Raw genomic sequence first — 17044 nt, forward strand, 5'->3', positions numbered from 1 at the left:
TCAGGCACATCAGGCCACGGCCACATGCCGCGCCCCCCCACGCCTCAGCGACCAGAGCGCCACCAGCGCGCACAGCGACCAGGCAATCAGCATTAGCGAGACCGGCCAGGCCGAATCGAAAGCGATCAACAGCGCTACGGCAAGCATTGGCCCAATACCGCCCGCCAGGATCGATCCAATCTCATGTCCCAGAGACAGGCCGGTATAACGAACCGTGGCAGGAAACAGATCTGCCATTATCGGCGGCTGTGACCCCGTCATCGCGCCATGACACACCGGCAGCCCCAGCATCATCGCCAGCAGCACATTGCCAAAGCTGGCGCTTTCGATAAGCCAGAAGAAAGGGAAAGCCACCAGCAGAACCCCCAGAACGCCTATCAGATAGACCCGCCGAAAACCAATGCGATCGGCCAGCGCTCCCCAGAACAGAATTGAAAAGAATTCCACAATCATCGCCAGGGTGACGCAGGCAATGATGTGCTCGGTCGAAATCCCCACGTGCTTGCAGTAGACAATGGAAAAGGTGAAAAACAGATAGACGGCGCCATTTTCCGGCAGTCGTAGCGCGATAGCCTGCAACAGCTCCCGCCAGTGTTCCCGGCACACCTGATTCAAGGGTGTCTGCTGTTCCTGATGCGGTGGATTCCTGTCACGCTCGGCAAGGAAGGCGCTGCTCTCTTCGATATTCTTACGGATGTACATCGCCACCAGAAATAACACCACGCTGGCCAGAAACGGCAGGCGCCAGCCCCAGTCCATAAAGGCAGCTTCCGGGAGTTTTTGGGCCAGCCAGTAGGCCAGCGAAGAGAGTACGAAACCGCCAGCAACCCCCATCTGACTCCAGGCGGTATAAAAGCCTTTACGCGCCGGATCTGCATTTTCGCTCAGCATCAGCACGCCGCCGCCCCACTCGCCGCCAGAGGCCATCCCCTGCAAAAAGCGTAGTGAAATCAACGCCACCGGCGCCAGCACCCCGATGCTCTGATATCCCGGCAACAATCCGATAATAAAGGTACTGCTCCCCATTAATGCCAGGGTAATCACCAGCGCCCGTTTACGGCCATACCGGTCCCCCATATGGCCGAAGATAACGCCGCCTAACGGTCGGGCCAGAAAGCCCACCGCAAAGCCGGAAAACGCCAGCATGGCACCTTCCAGCCCGCCCCCCTGGTCGGGAAAAAACAGATCGCCGAACACCAGCGCCGCCGCCGTGCCGTAAAGAAAAAAGTCATACCATTCCAGCGAGTTACCCAACAATGAACTGATCACCAGCTTGCGCATCTGACCCGGACCGGCATTAGCGCCCGGCGGTAAGTTTTGCGTCTTCATATCGTTCTGCCCCTTTATTCGTCACGCGGGCGCCTGCCCGCAAAAATCGGAAAACAGCAACTGAAATGGCGCGCTCCTCGCACCCGAGCGTCTATTCCACTTCGAAGACTTCGATCACAAGCCTTGCGCTGCGGGCCCGCGAACAACAGAGAATGACCTGGTCGTTGTCGGCCTTTTCTTCTGGCGTCAGATACTGGTCGCGATGCTCAGGCGTACCTTCCAGCACATTGGCCAGACAGGTGCCGCAAATACCCTGTTCGCAAGAGACCTTGACCCGCACGCCAGCCTGCGCCAGCGCCTGTACGATGCTCTGGGACTCCCCCACCTGCACGGTGACATCCAGCGCCGGTATCGATACCTCAAACGCCTCACCGCCACCGGGCGCCGCAGGGGTAAAGCTTTCCTGGTGCAGGCACTCAGCCGCCAGTCCCGCACGTTCAGCGGCATCGGTCAGCGCCTGCATTAACCCTTCCGGCCCGCAGGTGTAGAGGTGGCTGCCTTCAGGTGCATCGTTCAGTAATCTCTTTGGATCGAGCCGACTGCCCTCGTCGCTGATATGCAGCACCACCCGACCAGACCATGGCACCGCCGCCAGTTCGGCCAGAAACGCCATACTCTCGCGACGACGACCGCAGTAGTGCAGCGTGAACCTCCGATCGGCCTGGTGCAGCGTGTGAGCCATCGCCAGCAGCGGCGTAATCCCGATCCCCCCACCCACCAGCAGCGCGTTTTCGCCTTCCTCAGCCAGCGGAAACAGGTTACGCGGCGCGCTAACCTGAACTTCATCACCGGGGCTCAGCGCCCAGGCCGCCATCGATCCGCCACGCGATGTCGGCGAACGCAGGATCCCCAGACGATAGTGCCGACGATCCCGGGGATCGCCGCACAGCGAATACTGACGTACCAGCCCATCCGCCAGGTGCAAATCAAGATGCGCCCCGGCACTGAAAGGGGGGAGCTCATCGCCGCTTGTTGACGTCAGCGTCAGCAGTACAACCCCCTCCCCCTGCTCTTCCCGCGCCGCTATCCGCAGCGTCATGACATCATCCATAGCTCCTCCATTAACGCATGTAGATACCACCGTTGATGTCCCAGGTAGCGCCCGTCACGAAACCGGCGTCGCGCGACGCCAGCAGCGCTACCGCTCTGGCCACAAAGCCCGGCTCCCCCAGTTGCCCTACCGGAATCATCGCCAGCAAGGCCGCCATTCGTTCAGGCGGCACCGCCGCATGAACCGATGGCAGATCCATCGGGCCGGGCGCCACGGCATTGACCGTCACGCCCGCGCCGCCCAGCGCTCTGGCGAATACCCGGGTCAGCGTCAGAATGCCTCCCTTGGAAGCGGCATAGTGCGCGCCAGAGGCGGTTCCCCCGTTCTGCCCGGCCAGCGAAGCCAGATTGACGATTCGCCCGTAGCCCCGATCGCTGAAGTAGCGACCTGCGGTCTGGCAGCCGACGAAAGTACCGCGCAGATTGGTGGTCATCACCTGGTCGAACTCCTCGACCGAAATCTCCATCACTGGCGTCGTCAGGGTCAGGGCAGCGTTATTTACCAGCCCGTGTAGCGCACCAAAGTGGCGATGAGCCAGGTCGATGGCCCGCCGAAAACTTTCGGGATCTCGAATATCCAGTTCCAGCGCCAGCGCGCACTCCCGCTCACCGCCAGCGGCCTCCAGCGCCGCCTGAGCCTGTTCGCCGTTCAGATCGGCGAATATCACCCGGAATCCCTGGGCCAGCAAATGCCCGGCGATGGTTTGCCCAAGACCCGCAGCCGCGCCGGTCACTAATACTGCATCACTCATCATTACCTCCGCGCCTTACAGGATGTAGCCAATGCTGCTGAGGTAGCCGTCGCTGTTCAGCAGTCGCACCACTTTGCGCTCAATCAGGAACCCCTCCGGCTGCGGCAGCAGCTGATAATGAAGATCGGCCACGTAGTGTTGCGCCTTTCCTTTGCGGTATTCCCACAGCGACTGGGCACAGCGCACCTCCAGCCGCGACGGGGTATCTGCCAGAATTCGATGGCGGGCCAGCATACGAATGGTGCGCGCTCTGGGCGTGGTGGAAATCGATTCACCGCTGTAGAGACGCTGCACCCGCTTGCGGCGCATGGCGTCGTCATCAAAGGCGAAGTTCAGGATATTTTCGAAATCGTCGCAATGAGGTTCGATGGGAACGATATAGCGGCCGTCGGGATGCCAGAGCGTCAGCCAGCTATCAAATTCGCCCTGATCCAGCATATCGGCCTCCAGATTAAGGAAGCTCACCACCTCGTTAATACGCTGTGCACTCATACGCCCTGTCCCCCTTCAGTCATGTAGTTTTTCCACTGTTGATAGGCGGCGCGCATACCGGTTTCGGCGCTGACATCGCTACGCGGCCCATCGGCTCCCGGACGCTCTCCGGGCAGGCCGCGGTTAAGCATGATCCACAAATCGTCACCGGATCCGGCGCCGCGCTGCACCCGTTCCCAGGCTTCGGCGTCGTCCGGCGTGCCAAAACCCATTGGCCCCTGAAAATGTTCGTGCAGTCGCAGCCGGGCGCGGTTCGCGATAGCTGGCCCACCTTTCATTTCAATCGCCACATGGTGAATTTCGGTTTCCCGTACCGAAATGGGCTGTAACACCCGGAAGAAGGCCATTGAACAGGCCACATTGGGAAACAGATTGAGGTTAAAGCCGCTGCCGCCTACGGCGCGAACAATACGCCGCACCTGCATCTCTTCATGACCTTCGTCACGCAACGCCTGGGCAAGGCTCAGGAAGCGCTCCGGAATATCGGCCTCCAGGTTTTCCTCCAGATCCACCAGGTCTGGTATCATCACCATCACGCTATGCCCATTACCGAGATCTTCGACATAGCCACCGCCATCCACAAAATTGAGCATCTCTTCGGTTTGTTTATCCACCGAGCTCAGGAACGACTTATGCACGATGGGGAAGTGGTAGCCATCGGTGGTGTTTTCCAGCTGGATTTTCCAGTTGCCGGGAAAGCGAAAACGGTGCGCCTGAGTGGCCTGAATGGGATAACCGGCCCCCTGCTTCATAAACAGATCGATCCACTTCTTCGCTGGCCCCAGAAAATCGCTAAGCGGCGCGATATCTTCCTGAAAAGTCGCGAAGATCATGCCGCCATAGCTTTCGGTACGCAGCCGCACCATGCCTAGTTCGGCTTTATCCAGGGCGTCACCATAGCTTTCAGGATGCGGTACGCCGCGCAGACTGCCATCCAGTCCGTAGCCCCAACCGTGATAGGGGCAGACGAAGTTGTTGGTCTTGCCGCGGCGGTGTTCGCAGACCGTGGCGGCGCGGTGGCGGCAGCGGTTAAGCAGCACGTTGATATTGCGCTTGCGATCGCGCACCACAATCACCGGCTGGGTGCCGACAAACGAAGACTTAAAACTACCGGGCTCCGGTACTTCGCTTTCGTGGGCCACCCACACCCAGGTACGGGAAAAAATACGTTCCATCTCCAGCTCGAACAGCGCCGGAGAAGTATAGAGCGAGGTATGCACCCTATCGTGGCGTACCAGTCCGGCAATCGCTTTGTGGCTCAGACCGGGGTCAATATTCGTTACGGGTATCGTTTCCATCGTTTTCTCCTGACTGGAACGGCGGCGTACTGCGCGGCACGGGAAATGTCCGATCGGCATGCCAGTAATCCACCGGGCGACTAAACAAATTGCGGGTCGTAAAGTGACAAATGCGCCACTTATCGTCCGCGCAACGGCGAAAATGAATCACTAATTCGGCGCAGTTCAGGTGCGACATACCGCTATGAAAGGTGGAGGTTTGCAGCATCTTCCAGCGCCCTGTGGCCCCCTGAGCACTCTGGTCAACCTGAATCTGCTCCGAGCACAGGAAATGAACATTGGTGGTGAAGTGAGCGGGCTGGCGTATGTAGCTGCCCATCATGGCAGCGATGGCGGCTCTCCCCTGGTGGCGCCCCAACCGTTCGGCATAAGGTTTTCCCACCCCTTCCCAGAGCGCATCTTCGCAAAACAGTGCGGCAATACGCGCCACGGTCTGCGAACTGTCCAGCGCGTCGCACAGGTGCATGTATTCGCTGATGATCCAGCGTACAGACTGCTCCGCTTCAAGGCGTACCAGCCTGTCCAGCAGGGCCTGGTGACATATTTCAGGCATAGGGATCCCCCTTCAGGCTTATCGCCCGAATCAGTCGGTTAACGAATCGCGGTAATTAACGCTGGCGCAACAGCCGCCCGGCAGTGCCTACCAGCATCCTTTCCTGCCCCCTGGCCGCAACGATTTGCAGCGCTACCGGGCGCCCGTCGATCTCACCCGCCGGAATAACCAGCGCCGGATGGCCACTCAGATTGAATGGTCGCAACAGCCGGGTTAGCGTCACTGCGGCCAGGGGATCCCGTGCTTCTTCAAGGGTTGGTGGTAGTGCGGGCAACGCAGGCAAAAGCAGCAAGCTATGACGTTTCAGCAGCGCATCAACCTCACGGCTGAAATCCACACGCACCGCTTCTGCCCTGGCCAGCATCCGGGGCGTGACCTCAGCACCGCCGGCAATGCGCTGACGCACATCCGGCGACAGCGCCGGATGGTCACACAGCCCGGAAAACGCCAGCCAGTTTTCGTGGCTGATGATGTGCAGACCGGCTTCATGCGCCGCAGCCAGCCCCAGTAGCGCCGCCGTTTCAACGTTGTCTCCCAATCGTTTAAGCAGCAGAGAATCGATCTCCGGCAGCGCCTGGCCGCGGATAAAAACCGGAGTCAGCGGCCCATCTTCCGCAGCGGAATCCTCCAGACCCAGGCGCTCCAGCACCGCGTCAAGCGTGGCAAGGTCGCGGGTGAAAAACCCCACGCAATCAAGGGAACTGACGGCAGGCAGCACGCCTTCACGGGAGACGCGGTCAAAACCGGGTTTAAGTCCCACGACGCCACAGCAGGCGGCAGGCATACGCACGGAGCCACCGGTATCGGTGCCGATGGCGAAATCGACACTGCCACTGGCGACCGCGGTGGCGGAGCCGCTGGAGGATCCTCCGGGAATCAGGCGGGGATAGAGGGAATTTACGGGCGTTCCTGCTCCGGGGTTAATGCCGGTAACGCCAAAGGCCAGTTCATGCAGCGTGGTCTTGCCGGTAAGCCGACAGCCAGCCGCCAGCAGTTGGGCCACCACCCGGGCATGACGAGCGGCAGGCGGGGCGTTTTCCAGCGCCAGACTGCCTGCCCGGGAGGGATAACCGGCGACATCCAGCGTGTCCTTCACCGCAAAGGTAAGGTCACCGTCGCCGATGGTGCCAGTAGCAATGTAGCCCTGTGGCGTACAGGGAGTGCGATTGAGTTTGCTCATATTGTCTGTCCTGTTCGTGCGGTCATCGCCGTCACTTTTTAGTCAGATTCATTTTTGAGCATATTACTTGAAAATTCAAGTGATTTGTATCATATAAATTCAATATACAGCGCAAATCACAATCACAGAGAAAAATCAAAAAACAATAATAAAAATCAATAAAATAAGAAAAATAAACCGGATAAAAAAAGCGGTATTTATAAATGTTTCATGGATAAGAATGCGCGATTTCTCTGCATAAAAAAGCAAAAAAAATCGCTCTCAGGAAGGGAGGAACAGCGAGCTCAGTCGCTGAGATTAGACAGGATCAACGCCAGCGTCTGATTCATTTTATTTACCTGCGCCGGGCGTATTCCCTTAAATGAGCGATGAAAAATCGCGCTGGCCAGTTCATTGGCCTGTTCCGCTCTGGCGATCCCTTCCGCCGTTGGCAGAACTTCAGTCACACGACCATCCGCCTCGCTGGCGCGGGTAATCACCAGCCCGTCCTGACGCAGGCGCGCCAGGATTTTAGTCACCGTAGGCATTTTGATCACCGCATACTCCGCCAGTTGGCTGACCGTAGCGGTGCGATATTTCCAGGCCAGGGTCAGCACCCGAAAGCGTGAAACATCCAGCCCGACTTTTTTCAGCTCAATTTCCAGCAGTTGGCTGTAGCGGGCATGAACATTCACAATCCAGAAAAAGGGATACTCTTCACGATAGAAGCGGTGCTCATGGCCTGCATCCATATCCGAATCGAAACGGTTTTTCTTTATATCCATTCCCGGTTCCATTACCGCGGTTCTCAGAACAGCCTTGATAGTAGCTAATCGCCTGGGTGAAAGACAATGTTATCCATCCGGCCCCTGCGGAATACGGTGTTCGATTCTTTTCATCATCCAGGGAAAGAACGGATTCGAGGCGATCCGCATCAGCGTACTCATCTCGACAATCAACACCTGGGTTTCACCGCGCAGAGCGACCGTTCCCAGGCTGATACCATACTCATCCGGCAACGCCGGTTGGCTACCGTAGAGCGAATCCGTTACCGGAAACGGCAAAGCAATGTGCGACAGCGAAAAGCTGATCGCTGTAGCATAGCGCCGGGGTGGAGGAGGCAACAGCCGGGAAAGCGCAGAAGCCGACGCTTCGCTCAGCAGCGGACGAAACAGCGCCGACTGGTTCAGATCGAAGAGCACCAGTTCACTGCCGTTAGCCGGAAGGTAACGATAGAGACCGCTCACCACCGCCTGGCTGCGTACCGTGGAATCCACCACTGACTGAAAGGTCAGTACCGGCGGCAACCCTGCCAGCCGGTTGTCGCGCACCGCCTGTTGAAGCTCCTGCTGTAATGCCCGGGTCAGGCGCCAGGACTGACGGGCGCCGTTAACCGGAAACGAGTTATATTTAAAAGGGTTATATTCCGGCACGATATCGAGCCAGGCGGCTTTAGCAAAAGCCGGGAAAATAGCGGGCCAGCCCGCCAGACCGGAAAAGCGGGCAAAACGGGTAATGCCGATCATTGGTGAAATCAGCACGATCTGCTGAGGCATGCGCAGCCGCTTATCCTGCAACGCATCCAGCGCATACTTCATGGCCAGCGCCCCGCCATTGGAGTAACCCACGATATGCAGGGGCAAACCGGGGCCGCTCTGTGCCGTTGCCTCTCGTACCGCAAGGCGTGCAGCGGCCATCCACGACGGCCATTCCACATCGGTTAGCGCTCCCGGTACGGTACCGTGGGCCGGAAGCCGTATTCCCACCGCCACATATCCCCGTTTCCGATAGCGCTCCCCAATATGACGCAGGCTATAAGGAGAATCCGTCAGACCGTGCAGCAGCACAACAGCGCCGCGTACCTTACCATCCGGCCTCATTATCCAGGAGCGATTCCAGTTGTGGGAAAAGCGCTCAGGCCAGACCAGGCTTCCCGGGTAATAGCGATTTAACAGCGTGCGGCTCTCCGCCGGGAGCCGCACGCTAAGCTTACCGTCCACTTCACGAAACAGTCGCTCTTCCGTCGCCACATAGCCCTGCCAGTCGGTTCGATCGATTTGGTCGGCCGTCATCTCCTGCGGTACCAGCGTATGCCAGGGTTGTAGCGCCGGGCCGCGTTCAGTATCGTAGATTCGGCCAATCATGGCGCCCGCCAGCAGCCCCAGAAAGAGCAGCAAAAGGCGCCGTCCCCACTTAATCAATCCGCTACGCCGCACTATGGCCCCCTGTCGATAAGACGATTGATCGATTTACCCATTTCTCCCATGCCCCACAACCAATAGGGAATTTATACGCTACGCTTATTCTCTGCACACACCAGAAACAAGTCGGAGAAGCATGCAATGAGCAATGATAACCGCAAACCCACGACGACCGATGCAGGCATACCTGTCGCCAGCGACGAACATTCGCTGTCCGTCGGCCCGGATGGCCCGCTGCTATTGCAGGATCACTATCTTATTGAACAAATGGCAAACTTTAACCGGGAACGTATTCCGGAACGCCAGCCTCATGCCAAAGGCAGCGGTGCATTCGGCTACTTTGAAGTGACCGAGGACGTCAGCCGTTACACCAAAGCGGCGCTGTTCCAGCCTGGCGCCAAAACGGATCTGGTCATTCGTTTTTCGACCGTTGCCGGTGAACGCGGTAGCCCGGACACCTGGCGCGATCCGCGCGGCTTTGCCATTAAGTTTTACACCAGCGAAGGCAATTACGACATGGTCGGGAATAACACTCCGGTGTTCTTTATTCGCGATCCCATGAAGTTTCAGCACTTTATCCGTTCTCAGAAGAGACGCGCCGACAATAATTTGCGCGATCACGATATGCAGTGGGATTTCTGGACTCTGTCACCGGAATCGGCGCACCAGGTCACCTGGCTGATGGGGGATCGCGGGATCCCGAAAAGCTGGCGCCATATGAACGGTTATTCCAGTCATACCTATATGTGGGTGAACGCCAGCGGCGAGAAATTCTGGGTTAAATATCACTTCAAAACCGACCAGGGCGTGGAATTTCTGGCCCAGGACGAAGCCGACCTGCTGGCCGGCCAGGACGGGGATTACCATACCCGGGATCTGTACGACGCCATTAAGAAAGGCGATTTCCCCAGTTGGACGCTGTATATGCAGATCATGCCGTTTCATGAGGCGGAAACCTATCGTTACAACCCTTTCGACCTGACCAAAGTCTGGCCGCACAGCGACTATCCGCTAATTAAGGTCGGCAAGATGGTGCTGGACAGGAATCCTACCGATAACCATTCCCAGATTGAACAGGCGGCCTTCGAGCCTAATAACCTGGTGCCGGGCATAGGTCTGAGTCCCGACAAAATGCTGCTGGGCCGCGTATTCTCCTATGCCGACGCCCACCGTCATCGCCTGGGCGTTAACTATAAGCAGATTCCGGTCAACACCCCGAAAGCACCAGTTAACAGCTACAGTAAAGATGGCGCTATGCGCATCAATCCGGTGTCCGATCCTGTCTACGCGCCGAACTCGAAGGGCGGCCCCGTCGCAGACGGTCAGCGTTATCCGGAAGATGCCGTGTGGGAGTCCCAGGGGCAGATGGTGCGCCAGCCCTATACCTTGCGTAAAGATGACGACGACTTCGGCCAGGCCAATATTCTGGTCAATAAGGTGATGGATGACGCCGCCCGCGAACGTCTGGTTAACAACGTCAGCGGTCATCTGCTGAACGGCGTGGAAGAACCGGTGCTGTCGCGCGCTTTCGAATACTGGCGCAATATCGATAAAAATATCGGCGATCGTATTGAACAGAAGGTTAAAGCTGCCCGCAATCAACCCTGACGCAAGCGTTCATTAATACGAAAAGGCCAGGATGGGTGACATCCTGGCCTTTAGCATTCAGGCGTTCTGTTAATGCCTTACGGCACCGTCAGACCTTATTTTTTCTCCGGCAGCGCATAGGCCACGACATAATCGCCCAGCTTAGTGCCCAGCGAACCATGACCACCTGCAACCACGACGATGTACTGACGACCATCTGAGCCTTTATAGCTCATCGGCGTTGCCTGGCCGCCTGCCGGCAGACGGGCCTTCCACAACTCTTTACCGTTACGCATATCGTAACCGCGGATGTAGTAATCCAGAGTTCCGCTCAGGAAGCCGACGCCCCCGGCGGTAACAATCGGACCGCCCAGAGAAGGTACGCCCAGCGGCATCGGAATCGGCAGCGGCGCGGAGTCGCGAACGGTACCGTTCTTATGCTTCCAGATAACCTTGTGAGTGGTCAGATCGACCGCCGCCACATAGCCCCACGGCGGAGACTGACAGGGAATGCCCCACGGCGTCAGCAGCGGCGACATGGTTACGCCATAAGGCGCGCCGGTGTTTTTGTGAACGCCTGAGGTTTCGCTTTCAGCCTTGTCTTCCGCGTTGATTTCGGAAGCCGGAATCAGGGTATCGTAGAAAGCCATGTAGCTCGGGTTAACAAAGGCTATCTGACGCTCGGGATCGACGGAAACGCCACCCCAGTCAAACACCCCGAAGTTCCCCGGATAAACGATAGAGCCCTGAGTCGACGGCGGCGTAAAGGTGCCTTCATAACGCAGCGACTTAAACTTAATGCGGCAGTACAGCATATCGAAGGGGTTGGTTCCCCACATCGAGGATTCCTTCAGCGGATCCGGCGTAAAGTTCAGCGCCGAAAGCGGCTGGGTCGGCGATGCTGTCTCCCCTTCCACATTACTGGCCGGACGCGGTACTTCGGTAATCGGCACAATGGGCTCGCCATTGCGACGGTCGAGGACATAAATACTGCCCTGCTTGGTCGAAGCGACCAGCGCCGGTTTCACCCCGTCTTTGGTCTTGATATCGGTCAGGGTCGGCTGGCCGCCCACGTCCATATCCCACAGGTCATGGTGAGTGAACTGATAGTTCCATACCGGCTGACCGGTCTTCACGTTCAGCGCCACGACGCCAGCACTGTATTTTTCCGTTTCCGGGGTACGTTTACCGCCCCACTGGTCAGGCATCTGGTTGCCCAACGGCAGATAGATCAGACCCAGTTTGGGATCGACGCTCATTACCGACCACATATTGGGGGAGTTCGGCGTATAGTGCTGGCCTTCCGGCAACGGGCGGGTTTCCGTCGGGTTACCGGCATCCCAGTTCCAGACCAGGTGCCCGTCGCGGGCGTCAAATGCGCGCACTACGCCGGATGGTTCGTTGACAGAAACGTTATCACTAACGTGACCGCCGATAATCACCAGACCATCGACTACGGTGGCCGGCGAAGTGGAATAGTAGCCGCCAGGCGGGTTGGTGCCCCCCAGATTAGCGGTCAGCAGATTCACAGCCCCCTGATGACCGAAGTCGCGACACACTTTACCGTCATCGGCGTTCAGCGCAATCAGGCGACCATCGGCAGTGGGCAGATACAGACGACGCTGACACATTTTCGGCTGCGCGTCCGCATTCCGGGCGCCAGCCGCATTATCGTTCAGATCGTAGTAAGAGACGCCGCGGCAGGTCATATGCTCCCATCCTTTAAAGCTGCCGTTGTCGCTCTTAATTTTCGGATCGAACTTCCAGACTTCCTTACCCGTAGTAGCGTTCAGTGCAATCACCTTGCTGTGCGGAGTGCACAGATAGAGCATATTGCCCACTTTCAGCGGAGTATTTTCATCGGTAATCTCCGCCGGATCGATATCGCCAGGCATGTCGCCGGTACGATAGCTCCAGGCCACTTCCAGATTGCTGACGTTATCCGCCGTAATCTGTTTCAGCGGAGAGTAGCGCTGACCAAAATGGTCGCCGCCCCACTGCTGCCAGTCGCCGTCGGGCTGCGCCGGCGCCGCATTTTCAGCCAGGGCGGCCTGACGCTCCAGACTGCCGTTGATACTGTAGGGGTCAGTAAACAGGCTGACCACGCCAACCGCCAGCGTAATCGCCAACGCGCCCCACAGGGTTTTTACCCCCGCGCCACGCTGGTCGGAAGTGCCCAGATGACGGCTGACAACAGGCAGGGCAATCAGCAGTCCCAGGACAAACCAGATGTCGAGACGCGGCAGCAGCTGCCACCAGTCCAGACGAACTTCATACAGCGCCCACAGGGTGCTGCCAAACAGCATTAATGCATACAGCCACAGTGCACTGCGTCTGCCTTTCAGCAACAGCACACCGGTCGCGATAACCAGTAATCCAGCAATTAAAAAATAGGCCGAGCCGCCCAGGCTCAGCAACCAGATACCGCCAAAGGCCGAAGCCAGGCCCAGTATCAGGCTCGCTATTGCTGCAAGCCGCAGCCAAAAAAGAGAAGATGGCCTTGTTGCGCTCATCAGAGACTCCAAATCGAGTGAAACAAATGCAGGCGGCTAAAAAAGCAGCGCCTGTTTACCTGGTGTTTTACAAGTCAAAGAAATGTAAATCTATTGTATATTTTTATTTTCAAAATTATTCCTTTTTCGTGCGATCGATGGGGGCGCAATGTTAATTTTTTAGCCAATCAGGTGACAAGTCCGCACGTCAAGGCAACGATAAAGAGGTAGTCACAAAGCGTGATGCAATGAAAAGGGGGGGCAAATCGCGCCTTTCTTTTACTGTCCGAAATTAATTATCCAGGCCCAGGCGTCAGGATGTGAGGCGAGTCGCTATGCCCCTACTCGGCTTAGTGGGGATATTCAGCAGCAAAGGCAACAGGCAGCGGATCGCCAGGTGCGGCAGGCTGATCCGTTGCTTACGCCAGCCGGAAAGCCAGGCGATATGAGGCGCGGCCGGGCCGACACTGTTCAGCAAAAGCGCGCATTTTCCTGTCACAAAGGATTCAGGCAGGCGCACCGGTAAAATTCCCGGAGAATAACTTTCCGGTCTGTAGCATATAGTGCTGACGCTTAACAACGCCGCCAGCCGCAATCCGTCTCATCTATTCCTGATTTGCCACCCTGTTATCAACGCGAAGATAAATGCGCAGAGTCTGATAATGCAGCCGGACAGACTAAATTAAGACTATTCTCCGTTTTTTATCGCCGCAGCAGGCCGGCAAAAGAAGAACGAATGAAATCAGTCTGAACGTATATTCAGAATAATATCTGGCTTGTTACTCAGGGCGTTTTCCGGGCAAAAAAGTCATTAAATTTTCTTAACAAATCATTCAGATAGGTAACTATCCGGCTTTTTATTCGCGCCCGGCCTGGAGTCCTCAAAGGATTTTCTGAATTTTTCAGCCAGCTATTTAGCAGGCTCTGCTCTATTTTAACCTCAATATCCCCTCCTTATAACAGACAGCAAAAAAAAACACCTCAAGAAAAACAAATAAAAAAAATAACAATCATTAATAAAATATTCGTTGGAAATAAATAAATAAACTAAACGCTCGTCACCCCAAAAAATAAAAATTGCTCAAGCCTGACAATAAAAAAATAAAATCGTTCTATGCACGCGCTACTTAGAAGCACTTTTTGCAAAGATAAACATATGAAAAACAGTAAGTTAATAACCATCAAGCTTATCGGAATAGGATTCAACTTATTTGTGACCATTCATAAATCAGCATCAATTGCTAATTTATGACGGTGAATAAATCGATATTATCCGGCATTCTAAAAGCCTACCGACCGGATAATTTACTGAATCACAAGCAAGTCGGGATAAAAAATGAAACTTTCTATACCAGGTTTATTACTGTCATGCGCGATGTTTTCCGCAGCGAGCTATGCAACGCCTTTGCAGTTATCATCCTTTAATAATCTTCCTGATGATACTGAAGTCAACGGCTTCCATGGAGCGTTGTTCTACGGCCAGACCGGTACGGTAAATGGCTTCGATCTGCCGCTCCTGGGCTACACCGAAATGGATCAGCTTAACGGCCTGCAGATTGGCGCCGCGGCCGGTTCCCACATCCGTAACGGTATGAACGGTGCCGCAATCGGCCTGTTCAACTGGCACGGCGGCTACGACAACGGCCTGAACATCGGCATCGCCAACCAGTTGGGCTCTCTGGCCGGCGCCAGCCTGGGCATATACAGCGGCGCACAGAACGTTAACGGCGTTAACCTGGCCGCGGTCACCACCAACGGCGACGTGAACGGCCTGAATATTGGCGGTATCGCTAACTACAGCACCGGCTCGGTCTATGGCGTCAACGTCAGCCCCTTCAACTGGACTGAACAAGACACCTACGGCACCAATATCAGCGTCTTTAACCACACCGGCAACGTGGAAGGACTGAATGCAGGCGCTATCGCAAACTGGAGCGAAGGCGATATTACCGGGATGAACGTAGCGGCAGTCAACGTCTCTAACAATCTGACCGGCCTGAACGTTGCGCCGATCAACAAATCCGGCGATACCACAGGCGCCAATATCACCGCCATCAACTGGTCTGAAAACACCACCGGTTTCAACTTTGGCGCCATCAACCGCACCAACGATATGGTCGGTTTCAATATGGGCGGCTTTAACGTAGCCAACAACGTTCAGGGTATGAATCTGGGCGCGGTAAACTTTAACGGCGGCGATGTTACCGGTCTGAACCTGGGCGGCATCAACGTTTCACATAACGTTGAAGGCCTTAACCTGGGGGGAATTAACGTCTCTGCCGGCGACAGCACCAGCGATATCGGCATCATTAACTATGCCGACAGCACCAGCTTCCAGTTTGGTCTGATCAACGCCACCAAACATCTGGAAGGTTTGCAGATTGGTGTCATTAACGTGGCGACAAACGCCGCGGTGCCGGTATTGCCGATCGTTAACTTCCATCGCTCATTCTGATTGGCCGACGAGCGAGAAAGGGTCTGTTATACAGACCCTTTTTTTTGTATATAGAAAACCCCCAAGGGGCGGTTTGATCGAAGGTTAAGTCAGTTGGGGAACGACTTAACCGGGTAACTGGCTACAGCAGAGCGCAGATACCAAAACAATAGCTCTCGATACATCTCTCGCACATTTTCTGACACCATCAACACAGTGTACCCGGAAGCTCGTATCCCGTTATGCATCGTGCATATGGTGCGCAACAGTCTACGGTTCTCCTCCTGGAAGGGCTGCGAGGCGGTCACCCGCGGCCTGAAAACTATCTATCGGGCCCCCACAGAAGAAGCTGACTTACAGGCGCTGGAAGGGTTCGCCACTGTCTGGGACAGCCGCTATCCACAAATAAGCCGAAGCTGGCTGACAAACTGGGTCAATTGAGCAGGATCAGGATGCCCTGAAAAGCCGTCGTGCAGGAACCGGAACGCCTGACGAGAGAAAATTTTCAATAACTCACTAATAAGTCGCACTTAGTACAGTAGCGGTTACAATAAATCAGAAAATGATGAAGCAATCGCAGAGGCGCGACTTGAACGGCAGGCAAGACGACAGCACCCCCTCCATCACGGCGACCCGAGGTTATATCTGGTTTCTGGCGCTGAACATTTTGTTTAGCGGCTGGCTGCTGCTACACGATCTCAAACAGGGCACGCCAATGAGCCAGCCGGCCGGGGTTAATGCCCTGACGCTGTTCATTGCGCTGTTTGCCGCCCTGAACCTGATCGCCGCGCTCAAAATCCATCCGCGTATTAATGACGATCTGTATCCGAAGGTGCTTCCCGCCATCGTATTGATCTTCGGCGTCGGCTGGGCCCTGGTGTTCTTTAACCTGTTGCTGCACTATGCCACACCGCTACTCACGCTGACCCTGGCCGCCATCATACTGTTGCCGGCGGTTATCACCTTCTATATGTCCACCTCCCTGCTGCTGCTGCTCTGTACACCGGTGGTGCTTTCGCTAATCTACGGCGAGTATCTGTCCGATCATCGTTTCGATCTGTTACAAAACCTGGGCATGGTTATTATTCTGCTGGTGGTCTATTCCGCCCGCTATATCCTGCTGGAGTGGTATCAGCGCACCCGGCGCAGCGAATACGAAAAGAGTCTGCTGATAAAAAAGCTGACCCGACTGGCGCACTTCGACGCCCTGACCGGCCTTTACAATCGGCGCAGCCTGGAGGATTACGTTAGTGAACGCAGTAACGATGGGAAGCGACAACTGTTCCTGCTGGTGATGGATATCGATTTCTTTAAGCAGTACAACGACAAATACGGCCACGTGGCGGGCGACGAATGCCTGGTGAGGGTGGCGCGCTGTATTGAAGCATCGTTGCGCAAAGCGGAAGATGCCGCATTTCGTTACGGCGGCGAGGAGTTCGTTGTGGTGGCGCTGTGTGAAAAAGATGAAGAGGCGCAGGCGATTGCGCAACGCATTCGTCAGAACCTGGCGGGGGCACAGATTCCTCATTCAGGTTCGGACGTCTCCCCCTGGGTGACGTTAAGCGTGGGCATTGCCCGCAGACAGCCAGAAATGGCGCTGGAAGAGCTTCTGGAAGCGGCCGATCGTCAACTCTATAACGCCAAACGCGCCGGCCGTGACCGAATCGCTTTCAATTCACGGGCGACGCAGTAACCGA

At 56.2% G+C, this 17044-nt stretch carries 14 protein-coding genes and 1 pseudogene; 4 read left to right on the forward strand and 11 right to left on the reverse strand.

The features are described from left to right. Positions 1-9: 9 nt before the first annotated feature. The 9 genes from V3W49_RS11730 to V3W49_RS11770 all read right to left on the reverse strand — a co-directional run bounded on the left by V3W49_RS11730 (position 10) and on the right by V3W49_RS11770 (position 8777). Positions 10-1329 carry an MFS transporter gene (locus V3W49_RS11730; RefSeq protein ID WP_500145646.1) on the reverse strand — a complete coding sequence of 440 codons (1320 nt, stop codon included), beginning with the start codon at positions 1327-1329 and terminating at the stop codon, positions 10-12. A gap of 91 nt (positions 1330-1420) precedes the next feature. After that, the gene (locus tag V3W49_RS11735; RefSeq protein ID WP_500145648.1) at positions 1421-2380 is read right to left on the reverse strand and encodes a PDR/VanB family oxidoreductase; all 960 of its coding nucleotides are present in this window, start codon (positions 2378-2380) and stop codon (positions 1421-1423) included. A 10-nt stretch (positions 2381-2390) separates the two neighbouring features. Next, on the reverse strand, positions 2391-3131 hold the full coding sequence (locus tag V3W49_RS11740; protein ID WP_500145684.1) for an SDR family NAD(P)-dependent oxidoreductase: 741 nt from the start codon (positions 3129-3131) through the stop codon (positions 2391-2393). 15 nt (positions 3132-3146) lie between these two features. Beyond that, positions 3147-3623 (reverse strand): aromatic-ring-hydroxylating dioxygenase subunit beta, encoded by a 477-nt coding sequence (locus tag V3W49_RS11745; RefSeq protein ID WP_500145649.1) that lies wholly within the window; start codon positions 3621-3623, stop codon positions 3147-3149. Further along, positions 3620-4921 carry an aromatic ring-hydroxylating oxygenase subunit alpha gene (locus V3W49_RS11750; protein WP_500145650.1) on the reverse strand — a complete coding sequence of 434 codons (1302 nt, stop codon included), beginning with the start codon at positions 4919-4921 and terminating at the stop codon, positions 3620-3622. The genes V3W49_RS11745 and V3W49_RS11750 overlap by 4 nt, the downstream gene beginning before the upstream one ends. Then, positions 4893-5474 carry a nuclear transport factor 2 family protein gene (locus V3W49_RS11755; protein ID WP_500145651.1) on the reverse strand — a complete coding sequence of 194 codons (582 nt, stop codon included), beginning with the start codon at positions 5472-5474 and terminating at the stop codon, positions 4893-4895. The genes V3W49_RS11750 and V3W49_RS11755 overlap by 29 nt, the downstream gene beginning before the upstream one ends. A gap of 55 nt (positions 5475-5529) precedes the next feature. Beyond that, positions 5530-6654 (reverse strand): amidase family protein, encoded by a 1125-nt coding sequence (locus V3W49_RS11760; protein WP_500145652.1) that lies wholly within the window; start codon positions 6652-6654, stop codon positions 5530-5532. A 284-nt stretch (positions 6655-6938) separates the two neighbouring features. After that, positions 6939-7418 (reverse strand): MarR family winged helix-turn-helix transcriptional regulator, encoded by a 480-nt coding sequence (locus tag V3W49_RS11765; protein ID WP_500145654.1) that lies wholly within the window; start codon positions 7416-7418, stop codon positions 6939-6941. A 69-nt stretch (positions 7419-7487) separates the two neighbouring features. Beyond that, the gene (locus V3W49_RS11770) at positions 7488-8777 is read right to left on the reverse strand and encodes an alpha/beta hydrolase (protein ID WP_500145686.1); all 1290 of its coding nucleotides are present in this window, start codon (positions 8775-8777) and stop codon (positions 7488-7490) included. Between the two features lie 198 nt (positions 8778-8975). Here V3W49_RS11770 and V3W49_RS11775 point away from each other — a divergent pair, with 198 nt between their 5' ends. Beyond that, complete coding sequence (locus V3W49_RS11775; protein WP_500145655.1) at positions 8976-10442, forward strand: catalase; 1467 nt, start codon at positions 8976-8978, stop codon at positions 10440-10442. Between the two features lie 95 nt (positions 10443-10537). Here the strand turns inward: V3W49_RS11775 and V3W49_RS11780 are convergent, their stop codons facing one another. Beyond that, positions 10538-12934: a glucose/quinate/shikimate family membrane-bound PQQ-dependent dehydrogenase gene (locus tag V3W49_RS11780; RefSeq protein ID WP_500145656.1), complete on the reverse strand. Its 2397-nt coding sequence runs from the start codon at positions 12932-12934 to the stop codon at positions 10538-10540. Positions 12935-13226: 292 nt separating this feature from the next. Continuing rightward, on the reverse strand, positions 13227-13391 hold the full coding sequence (locus V3W49_RS11785; RefSeq protein ID WP_500145657.1) for a hypothetical protein: 165 nt from the start codon (positions 13389-13391) through the stop codon (positions 13227-13229). Positions 13392-14249: 858 nt separating this feature from the next. On the opposite strand from V3W49_RS11785, the gene V3W49_RS11790 reads away from it, so the two are divergent. From V3W49_RS11790 to V3W49_RS11800, 3 genes and pseudogenes are all read left to right on the forward strand, one after another. After that, positions 14250-15368: an LA_2272 family surface repeat-containing protein gene (locus V3W49_RS11790; RefSeq protein WP_500145658.1), complete on the forward strand. Its 1119-nt coding sequence runs from the start codon at positions 14250-14252 to the stop codon at positions 15366-15368. 174 nt (positions 15369-15542) lie between these two features. Further along, positions 15543-15785 (forward strand): annotated as a pseudogene (locus tag V3W49_RS11795) (transposase); the annotation flags it as partial. A gap of 124 nt (positions 15786-15909) precedes the next feature. Next, positions 15910-17040, forward strand: coding sequence for a GGDEF domain-containing protein (locus V3W49_RS11800; RefSeq protein ID WP_500145659.1), 1131 nt, complete (start codon positions 15910-15912; stop codon positions 17038-17040). The last annotated feature ends 4 nt before the right edge of the window (positions 17041-17044 follow it).

Source organism: Rosenbergiella sp. YN46 (assembly GCF_036620675.1).
Classification (GTDB): Bacteria; Pseudomonadota; Gammaproteobacteria; order Enterobacterales; family Enterobacteriaceae; genus Jejubacter.

Bases quoted from the DNA above. Each gene is read 5' to 3' on its own strand.
- V3W49_RS11730 (WP_500145646.1), bottom strand. From the start codon at position 1,329: ATGAAGACGCAAAACTTACCGCCGGGCGCTAATGCCGGTCCGGGTCAG.
- V3W49_RS11735 (WP_500145648.1), bottom strand. From the start codon at position 2,380: ATGGATGATGTCATGACGCTGCGGATAGCGGCGCGGGAAGAGCAGGGG.
- V3W49_RS11740 (WP_500145684.1), bottom strand. From the start codon at position 3,131: ATGAGTGATGCAGTATTAGTGACCGGCGCGGCTGCGGGTCTTGGGCAA.
- V3W49_RS11745 (WP_500145649.1), bottom strand. From the start codon at position 3,623: ATGAGTGCACAGCGTATTAACGAGGTGGTGAGCTTCCTTAATCTGGAG.
- V3W49_RS11750 (WP_500145650.1), bottom strand. From the start codon at position 4,921: ATGGAAACGATACCCGTAACGAATATTGACCCCGGTCTGAGCCACAAA.
- V3W49_RS11755 (WP_500145651.1), bottom strand. From the start codon at position 5,474: ATGCCTGAAATATGTCACCAGGCCCTGCTGGACAGGCTGGTACGCCTT.
- V3W49_RS11760 (WP_500145652.1), bottom strand. From the start codon at position 6,654: ATGAGCAAACTCAATCGCACTCCCTGTACGCCACAGGGCTACATTGCT.
- V3W49_RS11765 (WP_500145654.1), bottom strand. From the start codon at position 7,418: ATGGATATAAAGAAAAACCGTTTCGATTCGGATATGGATGCAGGCCAT.
- V3W49_RS11770 (WP_500145686.1), bottom strand. From the start codon at position 8,777: ATGATTGGCCGAATCTACGATACTGAACGCGGCCCGGCGCTACAACCC.
- V3W49_RS11775 (WP_500145655.1), top strand. From the start codon at position 8,976: ATGAGCAATGATAACCGCAAACCCACGACGACCGATGCAGGCATACCT.
- V3W49_RS11780 (WP_500145656.1), bottom strand. From the start codon at position 12,934: ATGAGCGCAACAAGGCCATCTTCTCTTTTTTGGCTGCGGCTTGCAGCA.
- V3W49_RS11790 (WP_500145658.1), top strand. From the start codon at position 14,250: ATGAAACTTTCTATACCAGGTTTATTACTGTCATGCGCGATGTTTTCC.
- V3W49_RS11800 (WP_500145659.1), top strand. From the start codon at position 15,910: ATGATGAAGCAATCGCAGAGGCGCGACTTGAACGGCAGGCAAGACGAC.